Origin of the sequence: Chroococcidiopsis sp. TS-821, assembly GCF_002939305.1 — a bacterium.
Lineage (GTDB): Bacteria > Cyanobacteriota > Cyanobacteriia > Cyanobacteriales > Chroococcidiopsidaceae > Chroogloeocystis.
The window spans coordinates 1,179,615-1,205,318 of record NZ_MVDI01000001.1; the positions used below are offsets into that span (position 1 = coordinate 1,179,615).

Here is a 25,704-nt window from a genome sequence, read left to right on the forward strand (position 1 = left end):
TAGCAACTAACCACTAACAACTAGCCATAAGTATACTGTGGTTTAGTACGGGGACTGAGCTGTTAATGGAATTGGATTGTTCGCAATATATTGCTGCGGAATCACTGATGCTTCATTAGGAGTTGCTAAAGCTTGACATAAAAATGCTGCTACTTCTGCGCGCGTTGCTTGCTTATTAGGATGTAAAAACCTCACATCGGGGTAATTAACAACAATACTTCTTTCTGTTGCTGCTGCTATTTTGCTTTGGGCATACCGAGGAATTTTATGAGCATCTGCAAAATTTGTTTTCAACGTAGAGGTGACGTCCCTACTAGGAACATAATTTAATCCACTCGCTAAAGCGACTAAAACTTGCGAACGAGTAATTCTTTGATTTGGTTTAAAAATTCTCCCTGGATAGCCTGATAAAAAGTTTCTTTGATACGCCTCTGCTACATGGTGATATGCCCAGTCATATACATGAACATCTCTAAATTCTATTCGCCTGCGTGTTCGAGGAATTTGCGGAAAAGCCTTACCGACTATTGCTGCAAATTCTGCACGATTAATATACATCATTGGGCGAAAGCTACCATCTGGATAACCATTAATAATTCCTTGATTCGCTAATTTGACGATACAAGAGTTTGCCCAATTTCCTTGCAGATCGTAAAACAAGGAATATTGATTAGAATATTGAGCTACAGCAGGTTTTTGTGGTATCCACGCGAATCCAGTCGTTATGACTCCCAAGCCGACTAACAAAGTAGGTAAGGAGCGATGTTTGAAACTAAACATTAAATGCTTCTACCCTCTATTTATATATTTGTTGATTAATGAATGAATAACTGAGTTCCTGATATTTATGCAGCTCAATCTTCTTTATAAAAAATTTATATAAACTAATATTTAGGAGCTACTCTAGATACATTAGTATTTAGCAATATCAAATATTATCATACTCTGGTTACAGTGACTGACTTAAATTAAATTTGAATAAATTTTGGATTTACCTACCTAGCAGTTGAAGAAACGCAGTAATTATACCAAAATCTAGTGAATTAGAGTAAAAGTCGGATAATGACTGCGAGTTTATTACTCATGGTTGTCACAATTCTACCGAGATTTCACTGAAAAAAAATTAAAGTGCGACTAGCAATCAAAGATATCCGTAGATTCACTAGATACAAATCGATCTGATTATTCTACAGGTACTATCCTTAACCTCAGAACAATGCAGGCAGCAGAAAACGGAAGACTTTATGTAGTAGGAACGCCGATTGGCAACTTAGAAGATATAACTTTTCGCGCCGTGCGAATTTTGCAATCGGTAGACTTCATTGCAGCAGAGGATACAAGGCATACAGGAAAGTTGCTACAACACTTTCAAATTAAGACACCACAGCTAAGTTATCACGAACACAATCGTAACAGTCGCATTCCTGAATTGATCCAGAAGTTAAGTGAAGGAAAAGCGATCGCCCTTGTCACAGATGCAGGAATGCCTGGAATTTCCGATCCTGGTTATGAACTTGTGCAAGCGTGTATTGCGGCAAATATTCCCGTAATCCCCATTCCTGGGGCAAGTGCAGTGATTACCGCGTTGTGCGCCGCCGGATTACCGACGGATCGATTTGTGTTTGAAGGGTTCTTACCCGTGAAAGGAAAAGAACGCCAGCAGCGCGGAGAATCTTTAAAAACTGAGTCGCGAACGATGGTTTTTTACGAATCACCCCATCGCCTGCGCCAAACTCTGCAAGACTTTGCGAACTTTTTTGGACAAGATCGGCAAATTGTTATAGCGCGCGAGTTAACTAAACTACACGAAGAATTTTGGCGCGGAAATATTGCGGAGGCGATCGCCCACTACAATCAACGCGAACCGCAAGGGGAATACACGCTAGTTGTTGCTGGAGTTTTAGCGAGTAAACCGCACTTGAGTGAAGTAGAAATTAAAGCTGAGTTACAAAAACTCATGGCACAGGGAATATCGCGATCGCAAGCTAGTCGTCAGTTAGCAAAGGAAGTCTCGCTTTCGCGCAGTCAAATTTACCAAATTGCTTTAGCGCTACCTAATTTATCTGCGGAGGATAGTAGCGATTAAGATTTAGTTTTAACGCCAGAAAATTCGCACACTGTATTAAATGGGCAATAACGACAGTGCGAACCAGGGTTAGGCGGAAAAATTTTGCTGAAATGGTGGGGGTTTTGTTGATAGTGGTGCATATCTTGCTGATGCTTGATCGCCACTTGTGCTAATTGATCTTCTACAGCGTCGAGTTGAGTGGAAGTTACACTAATTAGCTCAGAGTTTTTACACCGTTCTAAGTTGTAGAATGAAGCAACGGCTTGATAATCAGGATATAAATAGCGCGCCGCAAGTAAATAAACAAGCGCCTGACGCTCGTCAAAAGCCGATCTACCCGTCTTAAAGTCAAGAATGTGCAAGATTTTATCAGCTTCGACGAACACGCAATCCATCGTCGCGTACAGCCGAAATTGATAATTTTTTTGATGAATCACGATTGGTTGCGGAAATCCTTCATCGCCACTGGTAAGTTGAATGATGTGTTTTCCGAGTAAAACTGGACGATGATGGTAGTTTTTGAGAATTTGCATGACGCGCTGCTGAATCTCAACACTTGATTTACTTAGTTTGAGTAGTTGAGCCACTTGTTCAACACCATCAGGCTGAGTTAACCATTGACGGTGATGATGAAATTCGTAAACGCCCTTTTGGGCAAGTAAACCGATGCGTTGCGGTGGGCTAACTTTAGCTAGTAATGCTTTGATTATCGGTTCTTTTTGCCGCGCTTTGATAAAGCCTCGTTTCATCTGACAATGCCATCTTTCTTGCCCGATAGCTGGGGCAAATAAAGACCAAAGGTGGTAGCTGGCAAAGGGTCGCCCAGAGTTTAGCATTGTCTGGCGGTTCAGTAAGGGAAGCAACAAAAGTTACTGTGACACGTGAGAAACAATAAGCTTCTTGTACTATTAATGATGAACGACAGGGAGTGGCAAAAAATGAGCGCTAGTAACAATTCCAGCAAGATCAAGTTTGGTACCGATGGATGGAGAGGTATTATTGCTGATGACTTTACCTTCCCCAACGTACGGAAAGTAACGCGGGCGATCGCCAAATACCTGGAAACCGCCTACAACAAAAACCAACCGGTTCTTATTGCCTACGATACTCGCTTTCTCGCTGACCAGTTTGCGCGTACTGCTGCCGAGGTTTTAGCAGCAGAGGGTTGGAGTGTGAAAATTACCGATCGGGATTGTCCTACTCCAGTAATTGCTTACAATGCCCGTCACTTAAATAGTGCTGGTGCATTGATGTTTACTGCCAGTCATAATCCGGCACCCTATTGTGGGATTAAGTATATTCCTGATTACGCTGGTCCTGCCACTCCTGAGATTACTGATACTATTGTGGCAAATATCTCTGGTGCAGATGACGCACCTGTCAGCGGTAATTGGAAAGATCAGATCTCAACTTTCGATCCCAAGCCCGAATATCTTAAATTTCTTTACACGCTACTCGATGTTGAGAAGATTCGTAACGCTAAGTTAAAAGTCAAATACGACGCGCTTTATTCGACATCGCGCGGTTATTTAGATACAGTATTGGAACACTGTGGTTGTGAATTAGAAACTTTTCACGCACAGCGCGATGTCCTTTTCGGTGGTGGAATGCCTGAACCCAAAGGCGAACAACTCGTTGAATTAGTCGAAGCTGTGAAGAAAGACAAAGCTGACTTAGGTTTAGCAACCGATGGCGATAGCGATCGCTTCGGAATCGTAGACGAACAAGGCAACGTTTTGACCCCAAATACGGTGTTACTTTTACTTGCGCGTCACTTAGTTAAAAATCGCGGTAAATCAGGCGCGATCGTGCGGACTGTTGCGACAACGCATTTACTCGATAACCTCGCCGCTAGCTATGGCTTAGAACTTTACGAAACGCCTGTAGGCTTCAAGTACATCGGGGAAAAAATGCGCGAAACCACCGTTCTAATTGGTGGCGAAGAATCAGGCGGTTTAAGTGTAATTGGGCATATCCCCGAAAAAGACGGAATTTTAGCTGATATGTTAGTTGCAGAAGCGATCGCCTACGAAGGAAAACCGCTAAGTCAGTTAGTCGAAGAAGCAATTAGCGAGGCTAATGGCCCATTAGCTAACAAGCGCTTGGATTTACATCTCAACGACGCCCACAAAGCTGCTGTTATCGATTCGTTTACCAATAATCCACCCGCAGACGTCGCCGGAATTAAAGTTAAAGAAGTTGGTCGCAAAGATGGCGTTAAGCTGTATCTCGAAGAAGGTAGCTGGGTTTTATTGCGTCCATCGGGTACAGAACCACTGATGCGCGTTTACATCGAAGCAACTTCGGCGGATAAACTCAACAAAATTGCAACTCAAATGGAACAAATGATTAATCAACTCGAACCTGTAACAGTATAGGACTGGCGATTAACGATAAACTAGAAAAGAATCCTCATAGCTAATTGCTTCTATGAGAACTCTTGCTAATTTGCTCGCGATCGTAATTCTGGCAGGCTGGGTAGTGGCGATCGCCATTGTTTCTGTCCAAAACGCCACCCCAGTTTCTTTGCGGTTTCTGACATTCCAATCAATTCAACTTCCCGTAGGATTGGTACTAGCGTTTAGTGCTGCGTTGGGTATGCTAGCGATGGCACTAACTCAACCGATTTGGACTGCTGGTTTGAGAAGAAATAGTCTTGAATCAGATAACGAGTTTTTTGTCGATGAATAAAAAGCTAAGATTCTCCCTTTCCTACTTTATAGTGTTTGATGTATCGTTGTTCGGGATCGATACCTTCAAAAGTAGGTGGAATCCAAACTCGTACGACTAATAGTGCAGCTAACACGAGTAAAAACGCACAAGCTGCTAGCATCTGATTCCAAGGCACTTCCAACACCCCGCGCACAATCACTTCACGCAACACAGAGACAATTGATACTTCTACTGCAACGCCAATCGACACGCGCTGTTCTTGCAAATAAATAATCAATAGGCGAAACAACTCCACCATAATCAGCAAAAACAAAATATCTGCGGTAACTTCGTGAAAGTTGAGCGGCGGTAACATTAAATAAAATATACCCCTTAACTGAATTACCATCGCGCAGAATAGTCCAATACACAGCGAGACTACAATCAAGTCTTGAATAGTCTCTAGGCTGCGCACAAGCAGATTCCGATTTAACGCTTCGTACCAATTTAACGGGGACTTCAACGGCTGCTCCATCTAAACTTCCTCCTGCGTGTGGTGTTGATGGGAGATTATGCTTAGATTAACTTATAGATTTGTATTTTTGGTATTTGAATTAATTATTAATTGCATTAGCCTAGCGACTAAAGTCGCAGCTAGATAAACGAAGTCAGATGGTGCGCGGACTAACAGGAAAATGAGGAAAGTTAAAGTGTGCGTGACTACTTAACCTCCATCCAGTTTTCACCTGCACGCACTTCAACAACTAACGGTACACTTAAAGACATTGCAGATTCCATTGTTGAACGAATTTTTGGCTGTAATTCTTCCCACTCGTCTTGCGGAACTTCAAACACCAATTCATCATGAACTTGTAGCAATAATCGTGCTTGGTAATTTTGCAACAGTTCGTGCAGTCGCACCATCGCAATTTTAATAATATCCGCACTCGAACCTTGAATTGGAGCATTAGCTGCAGCGCGGAGTAACCCAGCATCATTTGCTGTTAAACCGCGAATTTCATCAAGGTTGATGTCGTCAGGCTTGAGGTTGCGTAACTTGCGCAGGCGATCGCTTGTAAAATTAAAATACCGCCGTCGCCCTAGAATAGTCTGTACGTACCCATAGGCTATGGCTTCTCGTTCCATTCGCCGCAAGTATTCAAAAACTAACGGATACTGCTGGTTAAATCTTTCAATAAACACCTTACCATCCGCAGCTTTCATCTTCGTTTCTCTGGCAAACCGCTGCGCACCCATACCATAAATAACGCCGAAATTAATTGTTTTAGCTAAACGGCGTTCTTCAGAAGTTACCTCATCTTTTTCAAAGAGTAATCGTGCAGTTACCGTGTGAATATCTTCATTATTTTGGTAAGCTTTTACTAAGATCGGTTCTTGCGATAAATGGGCGAGAATTCGTAACTCAATTTGCGAATAATCTGCTGCTACTAATATCCAACCCGATTCGGGAATAAACGCTTTGCGAATTTGCCGACTAAAAGCTGTACGAATCGGAATATTTTGTAAATTTGGGTTAGAAGAAGATAATCGCCCTGTTGAAGTTGCAGTTTGATTAAAACTTGTATGCACGCGCTGCGTATCTGGACGCACCAATGCTGGTAGCGCATCGACATACGTTGACTTTAATTTAGATAAAGTTCGATACTCTAATATCGCCTCTACTATCGGATGCTCGTCGCGTAACTTTTCTAATGTTGCTGCATCTGTAGAGTAACCTGTCTGAATTTTGCGTGACTTTCGGCGGTCTAAATTCAACTTATCAAATAATAGTTCGCTTAACTTTTTTGGCGAACCTAAATTAAACTTCTCTTGTGCAACTGCATAAATTTGTTCTTCAATTGCTGCTAAGTCTTTTTCAAGTTGTTTAGAAAATTCTTGCAGATACGCCGTATTGATGTGAATTCCTGCATACTCCATCTCGGCTAAAACAGGTTCGAGCGGTTGTTCGACTTCGAGTAATAACTTGTGTAATGCTGGAATCTTATCTAGTTCTTCACGTAGCTTTGGCACTAATCCGTAAGTTGCATAAACATCCATGCCGCAATATTCTGCAACAGTAGGAATATCTAAATCTGCAATAGTTTTGCCTTTTGGTACTAACTCCGCATAACTTTTTGATGTCAAACCCAAATAGCGCTGCGCGAGATCGCTTAAATTATGGCTGCTATCAGGATCTAAAACATAACTTGCTAGCATCGGATCGAAGACTACGCCCCTGAGATGAATTCCCTGACACCGCAATACCAGCCTGTCAAATTTCGCATTTTGCAACGCTTTCGGATGTTCTGCACTTTCTAAAATTGGTCGCAATGCGGCCAATACTGTTGCAGTATCTAGATTATCTCCTGCTGCGTGACCGAGGGGAATGTATGCGATCGCATCGAGTTCGCTTCCCCAGCAGCAACCAATTCCCACAAGTTGTGCATCGCGTGGTTCAAGTGCTGTTGTTTCCGTATCCCACGCAACGGGTGTCGTTGGGTTGGTATGTTTTTGCAATTGTTTTACTAGCTGCGTCAATTTTGCAGGCGTATCAATAATTTGCGGAGTAATTTTGGTAAGCGGTTGTTCTTGAATTGCTTCGGTATCTTCAGCGCTAAAGAACCACAAATCGTCACTCTCAAATGTTGGCACTGCGATGAGGTTTGAGTCTGACATGTTTTCTGGTTCGTCTTCTGGAATCGTACCGCCAAACTGTTGCTGTAGTTCGTTAATTTTTCCAAGAAAAGATTTAAATTCTAATTTCTCTAAGATTGGCTTGAGAGTCGTTGTATCAAAGCCTGTTAATTTTGCTGCTTCTAAATCAATATCTAGCGGTACATCTACAACAATAGTTGCTAAGTATCGCGATTTTTCCGCGTCTTGTTTCCCTGCTTCCAGTTTTTTTTTCGTTACACCTTTAATTTCATTCAAAGAGTTATAAATTTGCTCGAGCGATGTGTATTGATTAAGTAACTGAATTGCTGTTTTTTCACCAATACCTTTAACGCCAGGAATATTATCCGATTTATCGCCACAAAGTGCTTTAAAATCGACAATTTGCGATGGCAATACCCCCATCTTTTCTTTAACTTGTTCGGTTTTAAATTCGTTAATTCCCGTAGAAGAACGCTTCAAAGCTTCGGAACTAAGATAGAGAATACTGATATTTTTTTGCGGATCGACAAGTTGAAATAAATCGCGATCGCCTGTCAAAATCTTCACTTGATACCCCGCCGCGCTTGCTTTTTGCGCCAGTGTTCCTAGGACATCATCAGCTTCGTACCCTGGCGCAGTGATAATGGGTAAGTTTAAGCCATCGAGTAATTCGTGGAGATTCTTAAGATCGGGAACAAAGTCTTCTGGCGTCCCTGGGCGATCTGCTTTATAGGTATCGTCGGCTTCGTGGCGAAATGTTGGTAATCCAAGATCGAATGCGATCGCCATTGCTTCCGGCTTTTCTACCGCCATGACTTCTAGTAACGCCTTGAGAAAGCCAAAACACACACTTGTCGGAATTCCCGTCGTTGTGCGCAACCCACCATCACGCCCTTTAGCAAATGCAAAATAAGAACGAAAAGCTAGTGAATGCCCATCTACAAGGATAAATGTTGGGCGCAAAGAAGATGAAGCCACAGTAGAGGTAAAAGCTTGAGACATACTACTATTCTAGCTTTTCAAGCTTATTGTATGTGGCGTAGGTAACTTATCTAAAAATGAAAAAGCGAATCGAAATAAATAAAGCCGCCGCGATCAATTGCGCAATCATTACTGGAATGCCATAACGCAAAAAAGTCTTAAATGAAATTCGTCGCCCATGAAGTTCAGCAATTCCGGCTGCGACAATGTTAGAAGAAGCCCCAACTAAAGTTCCATTTCCCCCCAAAGTTGCACCAAACATCATTGCATAAAATAATGGCAAAACTTCAGGCGGTAACTCGCCCTGAAAGCCTGGTTGTAATATTTCTGGTGTTGCTAATCCAACGTTGACGACATACTCTTTGAGTAAAGGAACCATTGCGACAACTAGCGGAATATTAGGGACAACACTTGATAAAATTCCTACCAAAAATAGTAGAGATAGCGCACCTAAAGCAATATTTCTCCCTAAAATATACGCTAAAACCGCCGATACACTACTAACAACACCTGTCTTTTCTAATCCTCCAATTATGACAAATATACACATGAAAAAGATTAAAGTACTCCAATCGACATCACTTAAAATATGGTTAACTGTCTCAATTTTACTGTGATGTGACAAGAGTAAAGCTAAGGCTGCTCCGAGTAATGCTACCGCAGCTGGTGAAATAGGTATTGGCAGCATTTCTCCTATAGCAAAAAATAGTAGTACAAATGCTATAAGGACGATTCCTAATATTAAAACGCGGGGATGATTAATCTGAGGATGCGGTAATTGCTCTAAGCTATCCAACTTTTTTCGCCAAATTTTGGGGAATAAATACGGTAGCATAAACACAATTGTTCCTACCGCAATAACTCCCCCTATACTTAAACGTTCTAGATAACTCATAAAACTGATATTAACAGCATCCCCAACAATAAACGTTGCTGGATCTCCTACTAATGTTAATAAACCTGCACTATTGGCAACAAATACCATTAAAATTAACAAAGGTACAAAATTAACACCTACATCTTCAGCAATTGGAGGAATCAATGGTGCTAACAACATCACTGTTGTAGCATTGGGAAGCACTGCACAAATTGGCGTTGTAATTGCCACAATTGCAAGGAGAAGTCGTTTACCTTGTCCTTTTGCTAAGATAACTATTTGAGTTGCTAAGTATTCAAATACTTTGGTTGGTTCAAAAGCTCTGACTAGCACCATAACTCCAAAAAATAATGCTAGTGTAGAGTAGCTTCTGGCGATGTAGCTAACGGCTTCTGCCAGTGTCATAATATTGGCAAATACTAGCAGCAATGCGCCTAAAAATGCAGCAATAGTTAGGTGTAGTCTTTCAGTCATAATCAAGACAATTACACCAATAAATATGATTGAGCTAAATATTGCTTGCCAGCTTGCCATTGAATTGTCTCAGGTAAATTGACTACACCACAATTAACAGAAAACAAAAGTAAATTCAAGTTGCTTATGGATAGGTATAGCTATTTGTGTGTTAATGTGTCAACTTACCATGATGCGAAGGAAACAAATCCCCAAGTTATAGAAATACCTATGAAATATTTAGAGATGCTATCTTATTCATCCTGAGAAAAATAGCGTTCTAAGAAATTAAGTGCGTGGTTGCGGATGTCATAATACTCTTGGGAATTGCGCATGGCAACGCGATCGCGCGGGTGAGAAAAGGGTACATTGATAATTTCTCCAATTTTAGCACCTGGTCCATTAGTCATTAAAACAATGCGATCCGACATATAAATTGCTTCATCTACATCGTGGGTAATCATCATTACGGCTTGTCGATGTTGTTCCCAAATATCTAATACCTGACGTTGTAATTTACTCCGCGTTAAAGCATCTAAGGCTCCAAAAGGCTCATCCATAAGTAACATTTTTGGGCGAGTTGCTAAAGCCCTTGCAATTCCAACACGCTGCTTCATACCACCAGAAATTTCATCAGGATACTTATCAGCTGCTGCAGTTAAATTCACCATTGATAAGTGTTCGTTAACTATGCTAATTTTTTCAGCGCGCGAAGCCTTTTTTAAGACTTCATCGACAGCCAAACGAATATTTTCTCGTACTGTTAACCACGGTAGCAACGAATATTGCTGAAACACCATCATTCGCTCAGCACCAGGTTTGCGTATTTCTCTACCATCAAGACGTACCGAGCCATAAGTCGGTTTTTCTAAACCAGCAACGATTTTTAAAAGTGTTGATTTACCGCAACCAGAGTGACCGATGACTGAAATAAATTCATCTTCATTGATTGTTAGATTAATCCCGTCAAGAACAACAAATTCACCTCCATCAGATAAAGGATAGGACTTCACTAAGTTTTCAATTTCCAAAAAACCATTACGGTCGAAATTTTGTTCGTAAGACTGATTTTGATAAGAAGTAGATTTCATTTGTAAAACCTCTAAAACGCATGTGTTTCCCTGTTAACGAGGAAAGTACTCCTTAAGATAGGAAAAATGATTTAGGACGATTAGCACGAATTTCAAAACTATTGAGATACCCTACCGGATCGCTAGGGTCAAAAGCTTTGTTATCAATGAAAGCAGCAGCAGGTGCAATTTTGAAATCATCTTTAGGACACTCAATTCCCATTTCTGCGGCAATGTCTCGGTAAAGATCGGTTCTCCAGGCTTTTCGCGCTACTTCTTCAGCGTTTTTCGGAACTGATTTGATTTGTCCCCAGCGTGCTGATTGTGTCATCAACCAAATACTTTCTGATTGCCACATAAATGTTGAGTGATCGTGAGGAATTTGAGCAAGATCAGGTGGCAAATCAAAGAAAATAGTTGTGTAAGGCGATCGCACTATTCTTTTTTGGTTATCAAAACCACCGTAATTGTATTCGCCAACAATCGCTGCGCGAGTTAAATTCAGCTTGGCACCAGTAAAAGACTTGTTTGTAATAATTTGCGCAACTTCTTCTCGATTATTGGGATTGCTGCAATACTGACAGGCTTCGATCATAGCTTTGACAAGCGATCGATAAGTCTTAGGATTTTCCTCGATAAAAGACTCCATAACAGCGAGTAGTCGATCTGGGTGTCCTTGCCAAATTTCTTTACCTTGGGCAAACGTAAAGCCAATGCCTTCATTACCCGTAATTGCTCGTGTATTCCAAGGCTCTGCTACCATGTAAGCTTGCATCGCACCAATGCGCATATTGACTACCATTTGTGGTGGCGGAATGATAATAATGCGAAATTCCTCATCTGGATCGACTCCCGCTGCTGCAGCTAAATAGCGCACAAAGTATTCGTAAATTGCCGAACTCAGTACAACTGCCCAAACTCTTTGTTCAGCTGGCAAATTCTCAAAATAGCGGCGAAAATCACGCCCGAATTCTGCTAAATTACCGTTATATTCTCGCCAAGGACGCAACCCTGATACCCACATTGCCTTATTCATCGTCATTGCGTTACCGTGGCGGTGTATTGTCATCGCAGCGCACAAGGGTGCATGACGCGCACCTTCTGCACCTGTTCGGGCATTTGTCACTGCGCCACAGACGACAGGAGAAGCATCAAGGCGACCAAAGATAATGCCATCGCGAGCAGTTCCCCAACTTGCCTCACGGCTGAGCGTGACATTTAAACCATACTTGCGAAAAAAGCCTTTTTCCCACGCTACAGCAAAAGGCGCACAATCATTGACGGGGACATATCCTACAGTCAAGTTAGGTTTTTCTAACGTTTTGGGATCGACAACTTGTTCCACAGCCAATGCAGCAGCAGATAGTCCTTGAGGGGCGCGATTGGCATTAATTGCACATCCAGATGCGACACTCACTGCTGTAGCGCCCATTCCTAAAAGGAAGCTACGCCGACTCCAGTAGTTCTTGTCGGTATGATTCATATGCAACAATTACATAATTAGTAGCAACTGTAGAGACACGCAATTGTCCGCTCACTCCTATTAGCTTTTTGGGCGATGCGTTACCAACTGCTGAATTTTGCCCACAGCATAATCCAGCACCAAACCTGTCAAGCCAATTACCAATACAGCTAGGAAGACTGAACTTAAATTGAGGCGACTCCACTCATCCCAAACAAAAAAGCCAATGCCAACACCACCAGTCAGCATTTCTACTGCAACAATAACTAACCAGGCAATGCCGAGACTAATTCTTAAACCTGTAAAGATATAAGGCAAACTCGCAGGTAAGATGATTTTAGTAATTTGTCGCCAACGCGGCATTTCCAGCACTCGCGCTACATCAATGTAGTCTTTATTAACGCTAGAAACTCCCAAAGCTGTATTGATAATTGTAGGCCACAGTGAAGTGATGAAGATGACAAAAATAGCCGAAGGGTCGGCTAAATTAAAGATCGCTAGCGAAATAGGTAGCCATGCGAGTGGCGATACAGGTTTGAAAATCTGAATCAAAGGATTGAGTGCAAGTGAGGCTTGCTTGGACATCCCTATAAGAAAACCAATCGGAATTGCGACTAAAGCACCCAATCCGAAGCCAAGCAGTACTCTTCTCAGGCTTGCCATTAGTAACCAACCAAGCCCTAAATTTCCTGGTCCCCGTCGGTAGAAGGGGTTTATGATGTAGTCTAAATTGGCAATAAGTGCCTCAGCTGGAGTAGGCATCAAATTGGTTAAGAAAGTGGCAACAAACCACCACAAGATAATGATGCCTAAAAAACCAGCCGCAGGAAGTAAAACAATATCCTGCAAGACAACTGGTCGTATTTTTTTCCAGCTACTCTGTCCTGCAACCGCCAAGACAGCAAGATTCAGGTTCAACATTATTATGAAACTCCCTCAGAGCCAAAAGCAGGCACAACAACATTGAGCAGTACCAGCTAGGAATACTGATGAGAGCAAATAGTTTAAATGCTCGCTCTTCAGTCTCCTCTCAACGCCTACGAAGTTAGCTGACGGGCTAGGATAGAGAGTTACCCTTCTGCGTTCGCAGATACGCCCCTTAGATTTGGTTCCTCCGCTCCAGACTCATCTCACACCAGATGCTGCAAGTGAGCTACTGAATTAGGCTGACTTACTCTTAATAACGAATTCCACATATCATAGCATTTATGTACGAAATGATCGAGCTTAGTGAAAGCTAAATAGGTTTGAGTAGTAAATCCATAAAGTTGCGATCGCCCTTAAGATAAGTCAAGGAAGCTAGCTGCAAAATTCGGTGGGCGATTGATGTGTGATTGCACTAAGTTAAGACAAGTAGACTTGCTTCCTTGCGCTGTTTTAAACCTGCGAAAATGTTTGATTTTAGCCAAATCTTACTCGATAAAAGTGACACAATTATTGAAAACTGGATAGAAGCTGTACGCCAAGATCGACAGATTGAAAGTACAGAAGGTATGTGCTACACAACGATACGCAATCACGTGCCTTACGTGCTCAAAGCAATGGCAACAGTGCTATCAAAAACGACAGATAACGATTTGCAAACTCTGATTGAAGCAAGTTTAGTGCATGGCATCCACCGTGCGGAAGAAGGATTTGACCCGCTCGAAATCGCCCGCGAATATCGCTTACTACGACGGGCAATATTCTTAGCCTTAGAACCAGAATTACAGCAAGTTTCGCCAGCGGAAGTGATCCGAGTTTTTCGCCTTGTCGACGCCGTCGTTGATGATGCGATCGCGCGTTGTTTTCAAAGTTACGTAGATGAACGCTTACGCGAATTACAGCAACTTCAATCGCAGCTAACACTACACAATCAAGAACTCACGCGCTTGATTCGGGCAAATCAAGAAAACTTCTCACACTTAGCGCACGAACTCAAAAATCCTTTAACTTCAATCATTGGTTATTCCGACTTATTTATCCGCCTACAAAGCAAAACCGAAGTCAAAGACAACTTCAAAAATATCGAACATATCGAGCGCGTGTTGCGTAATGGTAGGCATTTGCTGCGCCTGATTAATGATGCGCTAGAAATATCGCGCTATGAAGCAGGGAAAATGACACTTCATCCTGCACCAACCGACGCGTGCGTTGTTATCCAAGACGTGCTAGATATGCTACAACCAATGGCACAAGAAAAAAACTTGCAGCTTGCCGTAGACTTAGCAAACGCTCCGCAACAAGTTGTCACAGATGCATTACGCTTTCAGCAAATTGTCACAAATCTTGTGAGTAATGCCATTCGTTACACCCCCGCAGGCAGCGTAACAGTCAGATGCTATACATTAGAAGATAGATGGGCAATCGCCGTCACTGATACTGGAATTGGAATCGCTCCCGAAGATCAACCAAAAATTTTTGACCCTTACTACCGCGTCGGCAATACGCCAAAATCACAAGTTCCACCAGATAGCACTGGGTTAGGACTAGCAATTGTATCCCGCTTAGTTAAACTTTTGCAAGGAGAAATTAAACTTGTTTCCCAACTTGGAATTGGCTCAACATTCACGGTAATCTTTCCAATGGAAGTTAAAGAAAGGTCAGGAGTGAGGAGTGAGGGAAGTTAAAAATATTTTTAAACTAGCTACTAGTCACCAACCATTCCACTTGCCTTGATCGATGAACGCCATGCCTGTACTCAACACCTCCGCAACCGTGACAGCATTTCCTTTAACCGCTGTTGTTGGTCAAGAAGCGATAAAATTAGCACTGCTACTGGCAGCCGTCGATCCTGGATTAGGAGGAGTCGCGATCGCGGGGCGTCGCGGTACGGCAAAATCAGTTATGGCACGCGCCCTGCACGCACTGTTACCTCCGATTGAAATCGTCAAAGGTTCGATTTGTAACTGCGATCCTAACCGCCCCGAAGAATGGGACGACCAACTTTTAGCAATAGTCGGCGATCGCGCGCAAATAGAAACCGAAGTCATTCCCGCGCCATTTGTCCAAATCCCCTTAGGTGTCACTGAAGATCGCCTATTAGGTTCCGTCGATGTCGAACAATCCGTCAAACAAGGAAAAACCGTTTTTCAACCAGGATTACTCGCCCAAGCACATCGTGGCGTTCTTTACGTTGATGAAATCAATTTACTCGACGACAACATCTGCAATCAGCTATTAACCGTTTTAACTGAAGGACGCAACCAAATCGAACGCGAGGGCATTAGTTTTCAGCATCCTTGTCAACCGCTATTCATTGCTACCTACAACCCTGAAGAAGGCGCGCTGCGCGAACACCTCCTCGACCGCATCGCGATCGCACTTTCAGCGGATGAAGTTCTGGGAATTGACGAACGCGTTCAAGCCGTTGAACAAGCAATTGCCTACGCGCGATCGCCGCAAGAATTTCTTCAGCAGTACCGCGAAGACATCGACAGTTTAAAAACCCAAATCATCCTAGCGCGAGAATGGTTAAAAGATGTCCGCATCAGCCACGAACAAATCGCCTATCTTGTTGATGAAGCCATCCGCGCCGGAGTACAAGGACATCGCGCAGAATTATTTGCTCTCCGCGTCGCCAAAGCTGCTGCTGCACTTGATGGACGCACCGCAGTCAACGCTGAAGATTTACGTCGGGCGGTGGAATTAGCGATTGTTCCCCGCGCAACAATGATACAAACGCCTCCTGAAGAGGAAACACCACCACCACCGCCACCACCACAAGATCAATCCGAACAACCGCAAGCCGAACAGGAACAGGAAGAAGACAAAGACGAAGAACAAGACCAAACACCACCGAGTATTCCTGAAGAATTTGTGTTCGATCCGGAAGGCGTGATTCTCGATCCGAGCGTGCTCTATTTTGCGCAAATGGCTAAACGCCAGGGCAAAGCCGGTAGCCGCAGCGTTATTTTCTCCGAAGATCGCGGGCGGTATGTTAAGCCAATGTTACCGAAAGGTAAAGTACGCCGTATTGCCGTTGATGCCACACTCCGCGCCGCCGCCCCTTATCAAAAAGCGCGTCACGAACGCCAACCAAGTCGCAAAGTGATTGTCGAACAAGGCGATATTCGCGCCAAGCGGTTAGTGCGCAAAGCTGGGGCGTTAGTTGTGTTTGTTGTCGATGCTTCGGGTTCAATGGCACTCAACCGGATGCAAGCCGCAAAAGGTGCTGTAATGCGCTTACTCACCGAGGCGTATGAAAACCGCGATCAAGTTGCGCTGATTCCCTTCCGAGGGGAACAAGCCGAAGTATTACTACCGCCAACGCGTTCGATCGCCGCCGCCCGAAGAAGACTCGAAAGATTGCCGTGTGGAGGTGGTTCGCCGCTAGCGCATGGTTTAACACAAGCCGTTCGCGCCGGAATAAATGCTCAAATGTCTGGCGATATCGGTCAGGTTGTGATTGTCGCGATTACCGACGGACGCGCCAATATTCCCTTATCGCGATCGCTTGGCGAACCGCAAGTCGAAGGCGAAAAACCTGATATTAAAGGCGAATTGTTAGACATTGCAGCCAGAATTCGCGCCCTGGGAATGCAGCTACTCGTCATCGATACTGAAAGTAAGTTTATTTCAACAGGTTTTGCCAAAGAACTTGCGCAAACAGCCGGAGGAAAGTATTATCACTTACCAAAAGCAACCGATCAAGCGATCGCCGCGATGACGAAGAATGCAATATCAAGTTTGAAGTCTCGTTAAGTGGCTAGTGAAAGTGCAACAACAGGAATTGCCGTTAGGATGTTCTGTTCGTCAAGCCCGTAGGAATGACCTTTGGACAATTCGAAAATTGGTGCTCAGCGCTAAACTCGATCCAACGCAATTAAATTGGTCGCAGTTTTGGGTCATCGAATGTCAGCAAAAAGTTGTTGCTTGCGGGCAATTACGTAACTTCCAGACAGCACAAGAACTGGGTAGTTTGGTCGTTTCGCCCGCTTGGCGCGATCGCGGTTTAGGAAGTTACTTAGTTAAGCATTTGATTGCGCAAGCAACGCAGCCGCTTTATTTAGAATGTGTCGGTAGCAGATTAGCCGAGTACTACACCCGCTTTGGTTTTGTACCAATTTCCTGGCAAGCCTTACCACAAAGCCTTAAACTTAAATTTGGTATCTCGCAGCTAGCGGCTAAATTAATTCCTTTTTTGTCGGTGACGATTATGCAGTATCAAGGTTCTCTTAGTTGGTAACTGGTCAATGGTAATTAGTGATTAGAAAGAATAAGAAGCAACATCCCGATTACCTAACAATAGAGAATTATCTTTATTCGTGTAGACTGCCATCAGGCATCGTAGCCCCACTTAGCCTTGCAGATTCTAGATTAGCTCCGCTCAAGTTTGCGCCTGTAAGATTTGCTGTTTCTAAGTTGGTATTTCTTAAATCTACCCCGCGCAAATCTGCTGCTGTTAAATTGACTGCGCTTAAATTAGCTTGACTGAGGTTGGCGCCACACAGTTTAGCCCCACTCAAGTCGGCTCCGCTCAGATTTCCTTGAAATACAACCCCAATTAAATTAGCTCCTGTTAATGTAGCACCGCTCAAGTTTATCTTTTTGAGATGCGTATTTTGCAAATTCGCACGACTTAAGTTAGCTGCTGTAAAATTTGCTCCCTCTAAACTGGCTCTACTTAAGTTTGCTTCGGTAAAATCCGCGGCTATTAAATTTGCATATCTCAAGTTGGCTTCCCTTAAATTAGCTGCACAAAAACTCGTTTGCAGCATAATTGCCCCATTAAGATTCGCACAACTGAAGTTGGCTTGAGCGCAGTTTGCTTCACTGAGATTTGCTCCACTTAAATTTGTTGAATAAAGGTTTGCTGCTTGCAAATCTGCCTTAATTAAACTCGCCTCTGCGAGGTCGTAACCTGCTAAATTAGCCTTGGATAAGATAGTATTAGGAGCAATCAGATAAACTTTTGCTGCTGTTAATTCAAAATCTTCAGGAAATACTGTTAACAAGTCATATACTGCTTGTTGTAAGTTTGCGTTTTGAAGATTTGCTTCGGTAAAATCTGTAGCTAATAAATTAGCACGACTCAAATTCGCTTCACTCAAATCAACTTTATAAAACTTGACTTTCTGTAAATTTGCTTTAATAAGATTTGCTTTTCTCAAGCTAGCTTCTTCAAGTTCTACTTGAAAAGACAAGTTAACTGCACTTAAATTTGCACCGCTTAAATTAGCTCGCGTTAATTTGGTATGGGAGAAAGTAGCTCGACGTAAATCTGCATTCTCTAAATTTGCTTCAGCTAAATTTGTTTGTTCTAATATTGCTTCACAAAGTTGAGCACCTTCTAGATTAGAAGAACTTAAATTTACAAAACTTAGATTTGTCTTTCTTAAGTTTGCTTGTCCCAAATTAGAATAACTGAAGTTCCAATCACTCGCGTTTAAAGATTGTCCGCTTAAATTAATTTGTGCAAGATTACAACCTGAAAAGTCACACTGTCCGTTATTATGTCGCTGCCAAAACTCTTCAAGTGTGATGTTTCGTTTGCTATCCTCGTCGCGATCGCTTTGAGCCAAGACACGATGAGGAACCTGAATAGTATTATCTGATACTAAATTAGGGCGAGACTGGATTAAGCTAAGTTCTTGCAGTCTGGCTAATGCATCTTGTAGTTTAAGAATTTCCTCTAGTTCTGGTCGGGTGTCAAATCGTTCGCTGAGAATATCTAAGCGCCGTTTTAATTCTGCTAAATATTTAACAAGAACATTTTGCTGTTGCTGTAACTGTTCAACTTGGGAAACTAGCCGATGGTAATCATTTGGTGTTTCCCATAAAGGATCTAATTCTGGGTTAGACATAAACTAAGGTTGAAAAACAGTTAGGCAACTTAATTATTATGCGATCGCTTCTAGCAGTAGAGTATTCTTCTCCGATGAAAATAAGTTTTGCTCTAACTCGTCTCGAACACTACAAGTAACGCATCCTGCATCTATGCTATCAAACAAAACCTTAGATAGCTCATAGTATTGTTGTAACGCCAGCTTCTGGCGATCGCTAAAACGGCATCTTTGTATGTTATTAATGGCAGAGTTTAACTTTGGCGAATCAGCTTCTAGATCGCGTGATAACTGACTATCTAGAGTGCCAGAAATCTCAAAATCTCTACCAAGAATACACTCTATATAAAACGCACGGATTGCTGCAGGCTTATAAGCAAAATTTATGTTCATTGATTGATGTTCTAACCAACTCAGAAACGGTTGCAAAGTTGCCTGTGATTCAATTAAGGTATCAATTTTATGCTTCAGGAGTAGCAGTAGATAGTCTGTATTCGGCAACATACTCGCCACTAAAGTGCAAATTTGATGCCAGCGACTTTCCGTTAATTGCTCAACAAGGTGCTTGAGCGCTTGCTCTAGTCCTTGTGCAGTATAACCTTCTACAATTGCTTTGGCAGCCAAATATTCATGAAAAGAAAGAACTGAAAAAGCATAAATACCAGGCGTCCATTCGGTAAATAGTCCGTAATGCGCTTGAATAGACTGTAGAACTTGCTTGGCTTGCTCGCGTGTTTCTGTCTCATTCTGATTTGTGAAGATTTTTTGCAGATAGTCACTGATATACTGCTCTAGTTGCTGTTGCTTAAAAAAGTATTCTCCTTGCGCAAAAGTCATCCACGCAACGTATGTTAGCAAATCTTCTTTTTGTTTCAACGACAAACTTGCTAAAATTTCGTCTTTTGCATCTTTAGAACTATGCCACCGCTTTAAGAGAATTTGTAACCCTGCATGATAAAGCTGCGATCGCTGTGGTGGAATTTCACCTGTTTCTGCAAAAACTACACGTAAGAAAGTTAATAATAAAGGTTGACTAATGATTTGTTTTAGCGATTCATGTTCTTGAATTTTTACAGGTAATTGTGGTTGTTGAGTTCTGAACCAAATTCTTTGGCGACCTATTTGTTTTTGCTCGTCAATATTAATATAATTATCTATAGATATTTTTTGGAATTGTGACTCTATAGTGACATTAAGCATAAGAATTAGTTACTATTAATAGTATATTTTGCAATCAGCTATTTACCAATATCATTTAAGTTAAGAATAAATTAATAAAGTAAGTCTTAAGCTCCCGCTGCTAAGGCAGGAGTTTGTAATAAACTAATTAATTGTGCTTTACCCCTTTGAAGGTAGCGTGTCACCGTCATTGGGCTAGTACCAATGTGTTGTGCTGCTTCTTTACGTGACAGCTCTTTTAAGAAAACTAATTCAACTGCAATTCTTGTCTTTTCCTCCATTTGACTCATTGCACCATGTAATTGCTGGCGTTCCTCTTCTTGTTGTTGCAAGCTCGTAGAACGAGGGTCTGCAAGTGCTTCTCCTAATGTGATTGGACAGTCAACATGATGAACAACAGTAGTATCTAAACTTAAAGTAATTCGGTTTTGAATTGCTAATTTACAATCGAGCCACTCTTGTATAGAAACTTGTAAGTAACAAGCAATTTCAATATCTGTTGGACAGCGTCCTAACGAAGAAGTGAGTTTTTTACGAGCTTTTTGTCCTTGATTGTAAATTTCTTGCCAACGCCGTGGAATTTTAACAGCACACGAGCGATCGCGTAAAAAGTGAAGAATTTCACCGCGAATGTAAGGCACAGCAAACGAACTAAATGCATAGCCTTGAGTTGGATCGAATCGTTCAATTGCTCGAATCAGACCCAAGTAGCCAATTTGTTCTAAATCTTCATAAGGCTCAGTACATTGATGATTGAATTGATGCGCGATTTTTCTAACTAATCCACTGTGTAACTTAACAAGTTTATTTCGTAATTTTATAGACGGTTTTTGATGATATGAAATGAGTAAATTGCGTGCTTCTGAATAGGCAGAATATTGAGTTTTTGTCATAAAAACTCCTAATAAGAGTTAAATAATTTTTGAGAGATTTGTGTAAAAAAATGACTAAGCCTGAATCCAAGCTGCAATTATTGTCGGTAGAGAAAGCATAAGAAACCATAGTCATTCCACTGAATTTATCAAGGTTGCCCTTTGACAAATCGGGATATTTACGTATATTTTCTGAGTAAGTAGCATCGCTGTATTGTCTTTATAAGTTAGACACGCCGTTTCCGAATCACTAGTTACTGACATGAATCACCGAGTAATTTTTCTTTTTAAGATGAAAGCAGCGTGGCAAATTCACGCCGATGGGAGAGATAACTACACGCACTTACTTCCAGCAGTGGTTCAGTAAAGATTCAGTTGTATGAGTAGAAATCAATCTCTAAACTAGTTCTGACGTCTTCAGTAGCGTGTGGAAAAGCTGAAAGTCCGACGGAAAGAATTGAGAAGTTGTCAATAATCGTTAAAATCAGAAATAAAGCTCGACGCGCGATGGCGCTACTTTGAGAGCGCGATAAAACGCGATCGCCAAATAACACTGTCTACAAAAGAGGATATGGAAGTCTTAGAAATTAAACGCGAAGTCGAAAGGTTATCTCAGCGCCTGGGTAAAACCCAGGACTATCTTTGACATACCAGCACTAACTGCCAAAATTCAAGATCTCGAACAACTCGCCGCACAACCAGAATTTTGGGAAGATCAAGCAAGTGCGCAGAAAACGTTGCAAGAAATGAACGACCTCAAAGCACATTTACAGCAACACGCACAATGGCAAGCGAGTTTAGAAGATGCAAAAGCTGTGCTAGAGCTTCTAGAGTTAGAAGCTGACGAGGCGCTGCTCAGCGAAGCCACCGCCAACGTGATGCAGCTTAATCGAGAACTCGATCAGTGGGAGCTACAGCAGTTATTATCTGGTCCTTATGATGAAAAAGGTGCCGTTCTTACAATCAATGCTGGTGCAGGAGGTACTGACGCTCAAGATTGGGCAGAAATGCTGCTGCGGATGTATACGCGTTGGGCAGAAAATCAGGGTTATAAGGTAAATCTTGCTGAACTTTCTGAAGGCGATGAAGCGGGAATCAAGTCGGCTACGCTAGAAATTTCTGGTCGTTATGCTTATGGGTACTTGCAAGGCGAGAAAGGAACGCATCGCTTAGTACGCATTTCCCCTTTTAACGCCAACGGTAAGCGACAGACGAGCTTTGCTGGTGTGGAAGTCATGCCACAAATTGATAATTCCGTGCAGTTGGATATACCAGAAAAAGATTTGGAAATTACAACATCCAGGGCTGGCGGTAAAGGTGGGCAAAACGTTAACAAAGTAGAAACCGCAGTCCGCATTGTCCACATTCCAACTGGTATTGCAGTACGCTGTACTCAAGAGCGCAGTCAGCTGCAAAACAAAGAAAAAGCACTAGCGATCCTCAAAGCAAAGCTGCTCGTCATTGCGCAAGAACAACGCGCGCAAGAAATCGCCCAAATTCGCGGCGATATGGTAGAAGCTGCTTGGGGAAACCAAATTCGTAACTATGTCTTTCATCCTTATCAGTTAGTGAAGGACTTACGAACTAATGTGGAAACAACAGCGATCGCTGACGTTATGAATGGTGAAATCGATTTGTTTATCCAAGCCTACCTCCGTCAAGAGCATCAACTTGTGGAGCGTGACATTGCTTAGTCGAGAAGAGACAGGGGAAGCTAGAGAGTTTTGGGTGAATTACATTAAGGTTGTTTCAACTCAAAAATTGCCCTGGCGGCTTTAACAAACTGTTACATTAAGGAAAGAAATCTATATATTGCGTAAAAGCGACTATGAGCAATTTGTCATCACCAGAACCAACTGCGAGCCATCCGGCGCAGTCACCGCCAAATGCTACAACAGAGCCCCAGCCAAGTTATGTTAGGCTTGCTATGCGTAATATGGTACGCAAGCGAGCCACTTCGCTACGACATTTTGTTTTAACGACTGCTGGACTTTTGGCTGTTCTCGTGGGACTTGCTTATCTGACTCGATGAAAAAACAATTGCAAGTCGAAATCAACGTCGAAAATTCTTTTCTAGATTCCCCAACAGTAAAAAATTTATTAGGAAATCAACAAGTTACTGCCAACGCGATCGCAACAGAAACGTGGGAAGCGTGGTTTGCGTGTTGGCTCGAAAGCTTGCAAGAGTATCTTCCTTCAGCGTTGGGCTATGAATTGAGTTTGCGCTTAACCGACGACGCAGAAATGCAAAAACTAAATTTTCAGTATCGACAGCAAGATAAGCCTACTGACGTACTAGCATTCGCAGCATTGGAGACAAATTTCCCTCTGCCGAGTGAGATGCGATCGCGTCTTCCTTTATATCTTGGTGATATAGTAATCTCGGTTGATACAGCTGCAAGGCAAGCTCATCAGCAAAATCACTCGTTGAAAACTGAGCTAGCTTGGTTAGCAGCGCACGGTTTACTTCATCTTTTGGGTTGGGATCATCCTGATGAGGATAGTCTTAACCAAATGCTCGACGAGCAAACTCGCTTACTACAAAAAGTTAATCTTGTCGTGGTGTAGCTAATCTAATTTCTTTTCTATTGCCAGTTGTTACTTTTATGTGAGACGATGAATTACCCCTATTCAAGCAAGTTTCCTCAATAACTCCTGTGTTCTGGTTTCGCGTATATGTCCCAAGAAATTTCTACATCACAGCCAAACCGACCAGAAATAACTTCAAGAAAGCGGGAGTTTTCTTGGCGAGTTGCTGCCAATTTATTAATTAGTTTTAAATTTGCCTGGAATGGCATTAGTTACACTTTTGTTACCCAACGCAATTTTCGGATTCATCTATTCATTGGCGCCCTCGCAATCAGCTTGGGCGTCTTCTTACATTTACAACCGATTGAGCTAGCGATCATTTGCATTACGATTGGATTAGTTTTGGCATTAGAGGTTTTAAACACAGCCATCGAATCTGTCGTCGATCTCACAGTTAAGCAAACTTATCACGATCTCGCCAAAATTGCTAAAGACTGTGCAGCAGGTGCAGTTCTTGTAACTGCGCTAGCCGCCGTGTTTGTTGCTGGAATCCTTTTATTTCCTCCGCTACTCGTCTTGCTGCGCACCGCTTTATGATAGAGAGGAGTAAGAATGAGGATAAATAACCTTGCTCATAGTTATCGATAACTACGACAGCTTCACCTACAATTTAGTTCAGTATCTCGGAGAACTGGCAGTTGAATTTCCTGTAGCGGCAGAAATTCAAGTCTACCGTAACGACCAAATTACTTTAGAGCAAATTCGCCAGTTACAACCAGCAGGTATTGTTATTTCTCCAGGACCTGGACGTCCTGACGATGCTGGAATTTCCTTAGAGATTATTCGTCATCTAGGACCAGACTTACCGATTCTCGGCGTGTGCTTAGGACATCAAAGCATTGGTCAAGTTTTTGGCGGTAAGATTGTTTCTGCACCAGAACTCATGCACGGTAAAACATCCAACGTTTCTCACACGGGTACTGGTATTTTTAAAGGACTAGAAAATCCCTTGACTGCGACTCGCTATCATAGTTTGGCGATCGATCCGCAAACCTGCCCAGACGTACTAGAAATTACGGCTTGGGTAGACGATGGCACAATTATGGGTGTAAGACACCGAAACTATCCGCACATTGAAGGCGTCCAATTTCACCCAGAGAGTGTGCTGACAAATTCAGGAAAGCAGCTACTACGAAATTTCCTGGAACAACTGGAGAAAAGATGAAACGGCGACAATTAATGCAATATGCTGGGGCGGGGTTGCTGACAACGGTAGCAACTACCCTAGGCAAACTTCAACCTGCTGTCGCACAAGCAGGTTCGTTATCAATTCAATGGTTAGGTCATACGTGCTTTCTCTTTGATGGAGGTGGAACCCGCGTTTTAGCGAATCCTTTTCGGACATTAGGTTGTACTGCAGGCTATCGCCCTCCGAACGTTGCGGCGGATTTAGTGCTGATTAGCAGTCAGTTACTCGATGAAGGTGCCGTAGAATCAGTACCAGGAAATCCCCGCTTGATCTTCGAACCAGGCGTTTATGAGTTTAATAATATTCAATTCCAAGGAATTGCTACAGACCACGATCGCGTCGGTGGTAGGCGTTTTGGCACGAATGTCGTATGGCGCTGGACACAAGCAGGCATCAACATTCTGCACTTAGGAGGCGCGGCGGCACCTATTACAACTGAGCAAAAAATCTTAATGGGAACGCCTGATGTCGTCCTTGTTCCTGTTGGTGGCGGTCCTAAAGCTTATAATCCTCAAGAGGCAAGAACAGCAGTGCAAACACTCAATGCAAAACTTGTGATTCCAACACACTATCGTACTCAAGCAGCAGACGAGGCAAGCTGCGATATCGTTGCGCTTGACGAATTTTTGGCAGTCATGGACGGAATGCCTGTCCGCCGCGCCAACTCTGACACAATTACCTTAAGTGCAGCAGACCTACCGCAAAATGGCTCGGCGATTCAAGTCTTAAGTTATCGATTTTAGCGCTTGCCTAACAACCACCTGGGCAGTATTGTTCGAGGTGGTTCGACGACAATCAAGTCAAAAAATCAGCCAGTGGGTAAAAATAGACATAACTTCAAAGGTAGTCGGCAAGAATATCCATTACCCCCTTACCTATTACCTAACTTAACA

23 protein-coding genes and 1 riboswitch are annotated in these 25,704 nt (G+C 42.6%); of the genes, 12 read left to right on the forward strand and 11 right to left on the reverse strand.

Features of this window, described 5'->3' with window-relative positions; genetic code table 11:
* Positions 1 to 42: 42 nt before the first annotated feature.
* Entirely contained in the window at positions 43 to 780 is a 738-nt protein-coding gene (locus tag B1A85_RS05380; RefSeq protein ID WP_104545852.1) for an S-layer homology domain-containing protein, read from the reverse strand.
* A gap of 436 nt (positions 781 to 1,216) precedes the next feature.
* Between B1A85_RS05380 and rsmI the strand changes: the two genes are divergently transcribed.
* Positions 1,217 to 2,086, forward strand: coding sequence for a 16S rRNA (cytidine(1402)-2'-O)-methyltransferase (gene rsmI / locus B1A85_RS05385; RefSeq protein WP_104545853.1), 870 nt, complete (start codon positions 1,217 to 1,219; stop codon positions 2,084 to 2,086).
* On the opposite strand, the gene B1A85_RS05390 is transcribed toward rsmI, so the two are convergent.
* Positions 2,083 to 2,904, reverse strand: a complete 822-nt coding sequence (locus B1A85_RS05390) for a PD-(D/E)XK nuclease family protein (RefSeq protein ID WP_104545854.1) — start codon at positions 2,902 to 2,904, stop codon at positions 2,083 to 2,085. The genes rsmI and B1A85_RS05390 overlap by 4 nt on opposite strands.
* Positions 2,905 to 3,006: 102 nt before the next feature.
* Between B1A85_RS05390 and B1A85_RS05395 the strand changes: the two genes are divergently transcribed.
* Together B1A85_RS05395 and B1A85_RS05400 are read left to right on the forward strand one after the other, a co-directional pair.
* Positions 3,007 to 4,446: a phosphoglucomutase/phosphomannomutase family protein gene (locus B1A85_RS05395; RefSeq protein WP_104545855.1), complete on the forward strand. Its 1,440-nt coding sequence runs from the start codon at positions 3,007 to 3,009 to the stop codon at positions 4,444 to 4,446.
* Between the two features lie 52 nt (positions 4,447 to 4,498).
* The gene (locus B1A85_RS05400) at positions 4,499 to 4,759 is read left to right on the forward strand and encodes a LapA family protein (protein WP_104545856.1); all 261 of its coding nucleotides are present in this window, start codon (positions 4,499 to 4,501) and stop codon (positions 4,757 to 4,759) included.
* A 4-nt stretch (positions 4,760 to 4,763) separates the two neighbouring features.
* Here the strand turns inward: B1A85_RS05400 and B1A85_RS05405 are convergent, their stop codons facing one another.
* From B1A85_RS05405 to ntrB, 6 genes are all read right to left on the reverse strand, one after another.
* Positions 4,764 to 5,255, reverse strand: coding sequence for a phosphate-starvation-inducible PsiE family protein (locus B1A85_RS05405; RefSeq protein ID WP_104545857.1), 492 nt, complete (start codon positions 5,253 to 5,255; stop codon positions 4,764 to 4,766).
* Between the two features lie 185 nt (positions 5,256 to 5,440).
* Positions 5,441 to 8,377: a DNA polymerase I gene (polA, locus tag B1A85_RS05410; protein ID WP_104545858.1), complete on the reverse strand. Its 2,937-nt coding sequence runs from the start codon at positions 8,375 to 8,377 to the stop codon at positions 5,441 to 5,443.
* 46 nt (positions 8,378 to 8,423) lie between these two features.
* Positions 8,424 to 9,767 carry an SLC13 family permease gene (locus tag B1A85_RS05415; RefSeq protein WP_104545859.1) on the reverse strand — a complete coding sequence of 448 codons (1,344 nt, stop codon included), beginning with the start codon at positions 9,765 to 9,767 and terminating at the stop codon, positions 8,424 to 8,426.
* 173 nt (positions 9,768 to 9,940) lie between these two features.
* Positions 9,941 to 10,777 carry an ABC transporter ATP-binding protein gene (locus tag B1A85_RS05420; protein WP_104545860.1) on the reverse strand — a complete coding sequence of 279 codons (837 nt, stop codon included), beginning with the start codon at positions 10,775 to 10,777 and terminating at the stop codon, positions 9,941 to 9,943.
* A gap of 52 nt (positions 10,778 to 10,829) precedes the next feature.
* Positions 10,830 to 12,239: an ABC transporter substrate-binding protein gene (locus tag B1A85_RS05425; protein WP_104545861.1), complete on the reverse strand. Its 1,410-nt coding sequence runs from the start codon at positions 12,237 to 12,239 to the stop codon at positions 10,830 to 10,832.
* A 60-nt stretch (positions 12,240 to 12,299) separates the two neighbouring features.
* The gene (gene ntrB / locus B1A85_RS05430) at positions 12,300 to 13,142 is read right to left on the reverse strand and encodes a nitrate ABC transporter permease (RefSeq protein WP_371681634.1); all 843 of its coding nucleotides are present in this window, start codon (positions 13,140 to 13,142) and stop codon (positions 12,300 to 12,302) included.
* A gap of 95 nt (positions 13,143 to 13,237) precedes the next feature.
* Positions 13,238 to 13,396: riboswitch (cyclic di-AMP (ydaO/yuaA leader) on the reverse strand.
* A 213-nt stretch (positions 13,397 to 13,609) separates the two neighbouring features.
* Between ntrB and B1A85_RS05435 the strand changes: the two genes are divergently transcribed.
* The 3 genes from B1A85_RS05435 to B1A85_RS05445 all read left to right on the forward strand — a co-directional run bounded on the left by B1A85_RS05435 (position 13,610) and on the right by B1A85_RS05445 (position 17,385).
* The gene (locus B1A85_RS05435; RefSeq protein WP_104545863.1) at positions 13,610 to 14,827 is read left to right on the forward strand and encodes a sensor histidine kinase; all 1,218 of its coding nucleotides are present in this window, start codon (positions 13,610 to 13,612) and stop codon (positions 14,825 to 14,827) included.
* Positions 14,828 to 14,888: 61 nt separating this feature from the next.
* Positions 14,889 to 16,901 (forward strand): magnesium chelatase ATPase subunit D, encoded by a 2,013-nt coding sequence (gene bchD, locus B1A85_RS05440; protein WP_104546308.1) that lies wholly within the window; start codon positions 14,889 to 14,891, stop codon positions 16,899 to 16,901.
* 7 nt (positions 16,902 to 16,908) lie between these two features.
* Complete coding sequence (locus B1A85_RS05445) at positions 16,909 to 17,385, forward strand: GNAT family N-acetyltransferase (RefSeq protein WP_104545864.1); 477 nt, start codon at positions 16,909 to 16,911, stop codon at positions 17,383 to 17,385.
* A gap of 73 nt (positions 17,386 to 17,458) precedes the next feature.
* On the opposite strand, the gene B1A85_RS05450 is transcribed toward B1A85_RS05445, so the two are convergent.
* From B1A85_RS05450 to B1A85_RS05460, 3 genes are all read right to left on the reverse strand, one after another.
* Positions 17,459 to 19,003, reverse strand: coding sequence for a pentapeptide repeat-containing protein (locus B1A85_RS05450; RefSeq protein ID WP_104545865.1), 1,545 nt, complete (start codon positions 19,001 to 19,003; stop codon positions 17,459 to 17,461).
* 36 nt (positions 19,004 to 19,039) lie between these two features.
* Positions 19,040 to 20,182 carry an NACHT domain-containing NTPase gene (locus B1A85_RS05455; RefSeq protein WP_104545866.1) on the reverse strand — a complete coding sequence of 381 codons (1,143 nt, stop codon included), beginning with the start codon at positions 20,180 to 20,182 and terminating at the stop codon, positions 19,040 to 19,042.
* 86 nt (positions 20,183 to 20,268) lie between these two features.
* Positions 20,269 to 21,054 (reverse strand): RNA polymerase sigma factor SigF, encoded by a 786-nt coding sequence (locus B1A85_RS05460; RefSeq protein WP_104545867.1) that lies wholly within the window; start codon positions 21,052 to 21,054, stop codon positions 20,269 to 20,271.
* 550 nt (positions 21,055 to 21,604) lie between these two features.
* Here B1A85_RS05460 and prfB point away from each other — a divergent pair.
* The 6 genes from prfB to B1A85_RS05495 all read left to right on the forward strand — a co-directional run bounded on the left by prfB (position 21,605) and on the right by B1A85_RS05495 (position 25,554).
* Positions 21,605 to 22,727, forward strand: a protein-coding gene (prfB, locus tag B1A85_RS05470) for a peptide chain release factor 2 (protein WP_146087137.1) whose coding sequence is annotated in 2 segments (ribosomal slippage) — positions 21,605 to 21,676 and positions 21,678 to 22,727 — 1,122 coding nt in all. Because the reading frame shifts where the segments join, the coding sequence is not laid out codon by codon here.
* A gap of 134 nt (positions 22,728 to 22,861) precedes the next feature.
* Positions 22,862 to 23,065, forward strand: a complete 204-nt coding sequence (locus B1A85_RS05475; protein WP_104545870.1) for a DUF3285 domain-containing protein — start codon at positions 22,862 to 22,864, stop codon at positions 23,063 to 23,065.
* Positions 23,062 to 23,601 carry an rRNA maturation RNase YbeY gene (ybeY, locus tag B1A85_RS05480; protein WP_104545871.1) on the forward strand — a complete coding sequence of 180 codons (540 nt, stop codon included), beginning with the start codon at positions 23,062 to 23,064 and terminating at the stop codon, positions 23,599 to 23,601. Before B1A85_RS05475 ends, ybeY begins: the two co-directional genes overlap by 4 nt.
* 108 nt (positions 23,602 to 23,709) lie before the next feature.
* Positions 23,710 to 24,159, forward strand: coding sequence for a diacylglycerol kinase family protein (locus B1A85_RS05485; RefSeq protein ID WP_104545872.1), 450 nt, complete (start codon positions 23,710 to 23,712; stop codon positions 24,157 to 24,159).
* 31 nt (positions 24,160 to 24,190) lie between these two features.
* On the forward strand, positions 24,191 to 24,787 hold the full coding sequence (locus B1A85_RS05490; RefSeq protein WP_104545873.1) for an aminodeoxychorismate/anthranilate synthase component II: 597 nt from the start codon (positions 24,191 to 24,193) through the stop codon (positions 24,785 to 24,787).
* The gene (locus B1A85_RS05495; RefSeq protein WP_104545874.1) at positions 24,784 to 25,554 is read left to right on the forward strand and encodes an MBL fold metallo-hydrolase; all 771 of its coding nucleotides are present in this window, start codon (positions 24,784 to 24,786) and stop codon (positions 25,552 to 25,554) included. The genes B1A85_RS05490 and B1A85_RS05495 overlap by 4 nt, the downstream gene beginning before the upstream one ends.
* Positions 25,555 to 25,704 lie beyond the last annotated feature (150 nt).

Excerpts from the sequence above, each read along its gene's own strand:
- B1A85_RS05415 (WP_104545859.1), bottom strand. The coding sequence starts at position 9,767 with ATGGCAAGCTGGCAAGCAATATTTAGCTCAATCATATTTATTGGTGTA.
- polA (WP_104545858.1), bottom strand. The coding sequence starts at position 8,377 with ATGTCTCAAGCTTTTACCTCTACTGTGGCTTCATCTTCTTTGCGCCCA.
- B1A85_RS05420 (WP_104545860.1), bottom strand. The coding sequence starts at position 10,777 with ATGAAATCTACTTCTTATCAAAATCAGTCTTACGAACAAAATTTCGAC.
- B1A85_RS05380 (WP_104545852.1), bottom strand. The coding sequence starts at position 780 with ATGTTTAGTTTCAAACATCGCTCCTTACCTACTTTGTTAGTCGGCTTG.
- B1A85_RS05390 (WP_104545854.1), bottom strand. The coding sequence starts at position 2,904 with ATGCTAAACTCTGGGCGACCCTTTGCCAGCTACCACCTTTGGTCTTTA.
- B1A85_RS05475 (WP_104545870.1), top strand. The coding sequence starts at position 22,862 with ATGAGCAATTTGTCATCACCAGAACCAACTGCGAGCCATCCGGCGCAG.
- B1A85_RS05485 (WP_104545872.1), top strand. The coding sequence starts at position 23,710 with ATGTCCCAAGAAATTTCTACATCACAGCCAAACCGACCAGAAATAACT.
- rsmI (WP_104545853.1), top strand. The coding sequence starts at position 1,217 with ATGCAGGCAGCAGAAAACGGAAGACTTTATGTAGTAGGAACGCCGATT.
- B1A85_RS05455 (WP_104545866.1), bottom strand. The coding sequence starts at position 20,182 with ATGCTTAATGTCACTATAGAGTCACAATTCCAAAAAATATCTATAGAT.
- B1A85_RS05435 (WP_104545863.1), top strand. The coding sequence starts at position 13,610 with ATGTTTGATTTTAGCCAAATCTTACTCGATAAAAGTGACACAATTATT.
- B1A85_RS05400 (WP_104545856.1), top strand. The coding sequence starts at position 4,499 with ATGAGAACTCTTGCTAATTTGCTCGCGATCGTAATTCTGGCAGGCTGG.
- B1A85_RS05395 (WP_104545855.1), top strand. The coding sequence starts at position 3,007 with ATGAGCGCTAGTAACAATTCCAGCAAGATCAAGTTTGGTACCGATGGA.
- B1A85_RS05450 (WP_104545865.1), bottom strand. The coding sequence starts at position 19,003 with ATGTCTAACCCAGAATTAGATCCTTTATGGGAAACACCAAATGATTAC.
- ybeY (WP_104545871.1), top strand. The coding sequence starts at position 23,062 with ATGAAAAAACAATTGCAAGTCGAAATCAACGTCGAAAATTCTTTTCTA.
- B1A85_RS05495 (WP_104545874.1), top strand. The coding sequence starts at position 24,784 with ATGAAACGGCGACAATTAATGCAATATGCTGGGGCGGGGTTGCTGACA.
- B1A85_RS05460 (WP_104545867.1), bottom strand. The coding sequence starts at position 21,054 with ATGACAAAAACTCAATATTCTGCCTATTCAGAAGCACGCAATTTACTC.
- B1A85_RS05425 (WP_104545861.1), bottom strand. The coding sequence starts at position 12,239 with ATGAATCATACCGACAAGAACTACTGGAGTCGGCGTAGCTTCCTTTTA.
- bchD (WP_104546308.1), top strand. The coding sequence starts at position 14,889 with ATGCCTGTACTCAACACCTCCGCAACCGTGACAGCATTTCCTTTAACC.
- B1A85_RS05405 (WP_104545857.1), bottom strand. The coding sequence starts at position 5,255 with ATGGAGCAGCCGTTGAAGTCCCCGTTAAATTGGTACGAAGCGTTAAAT.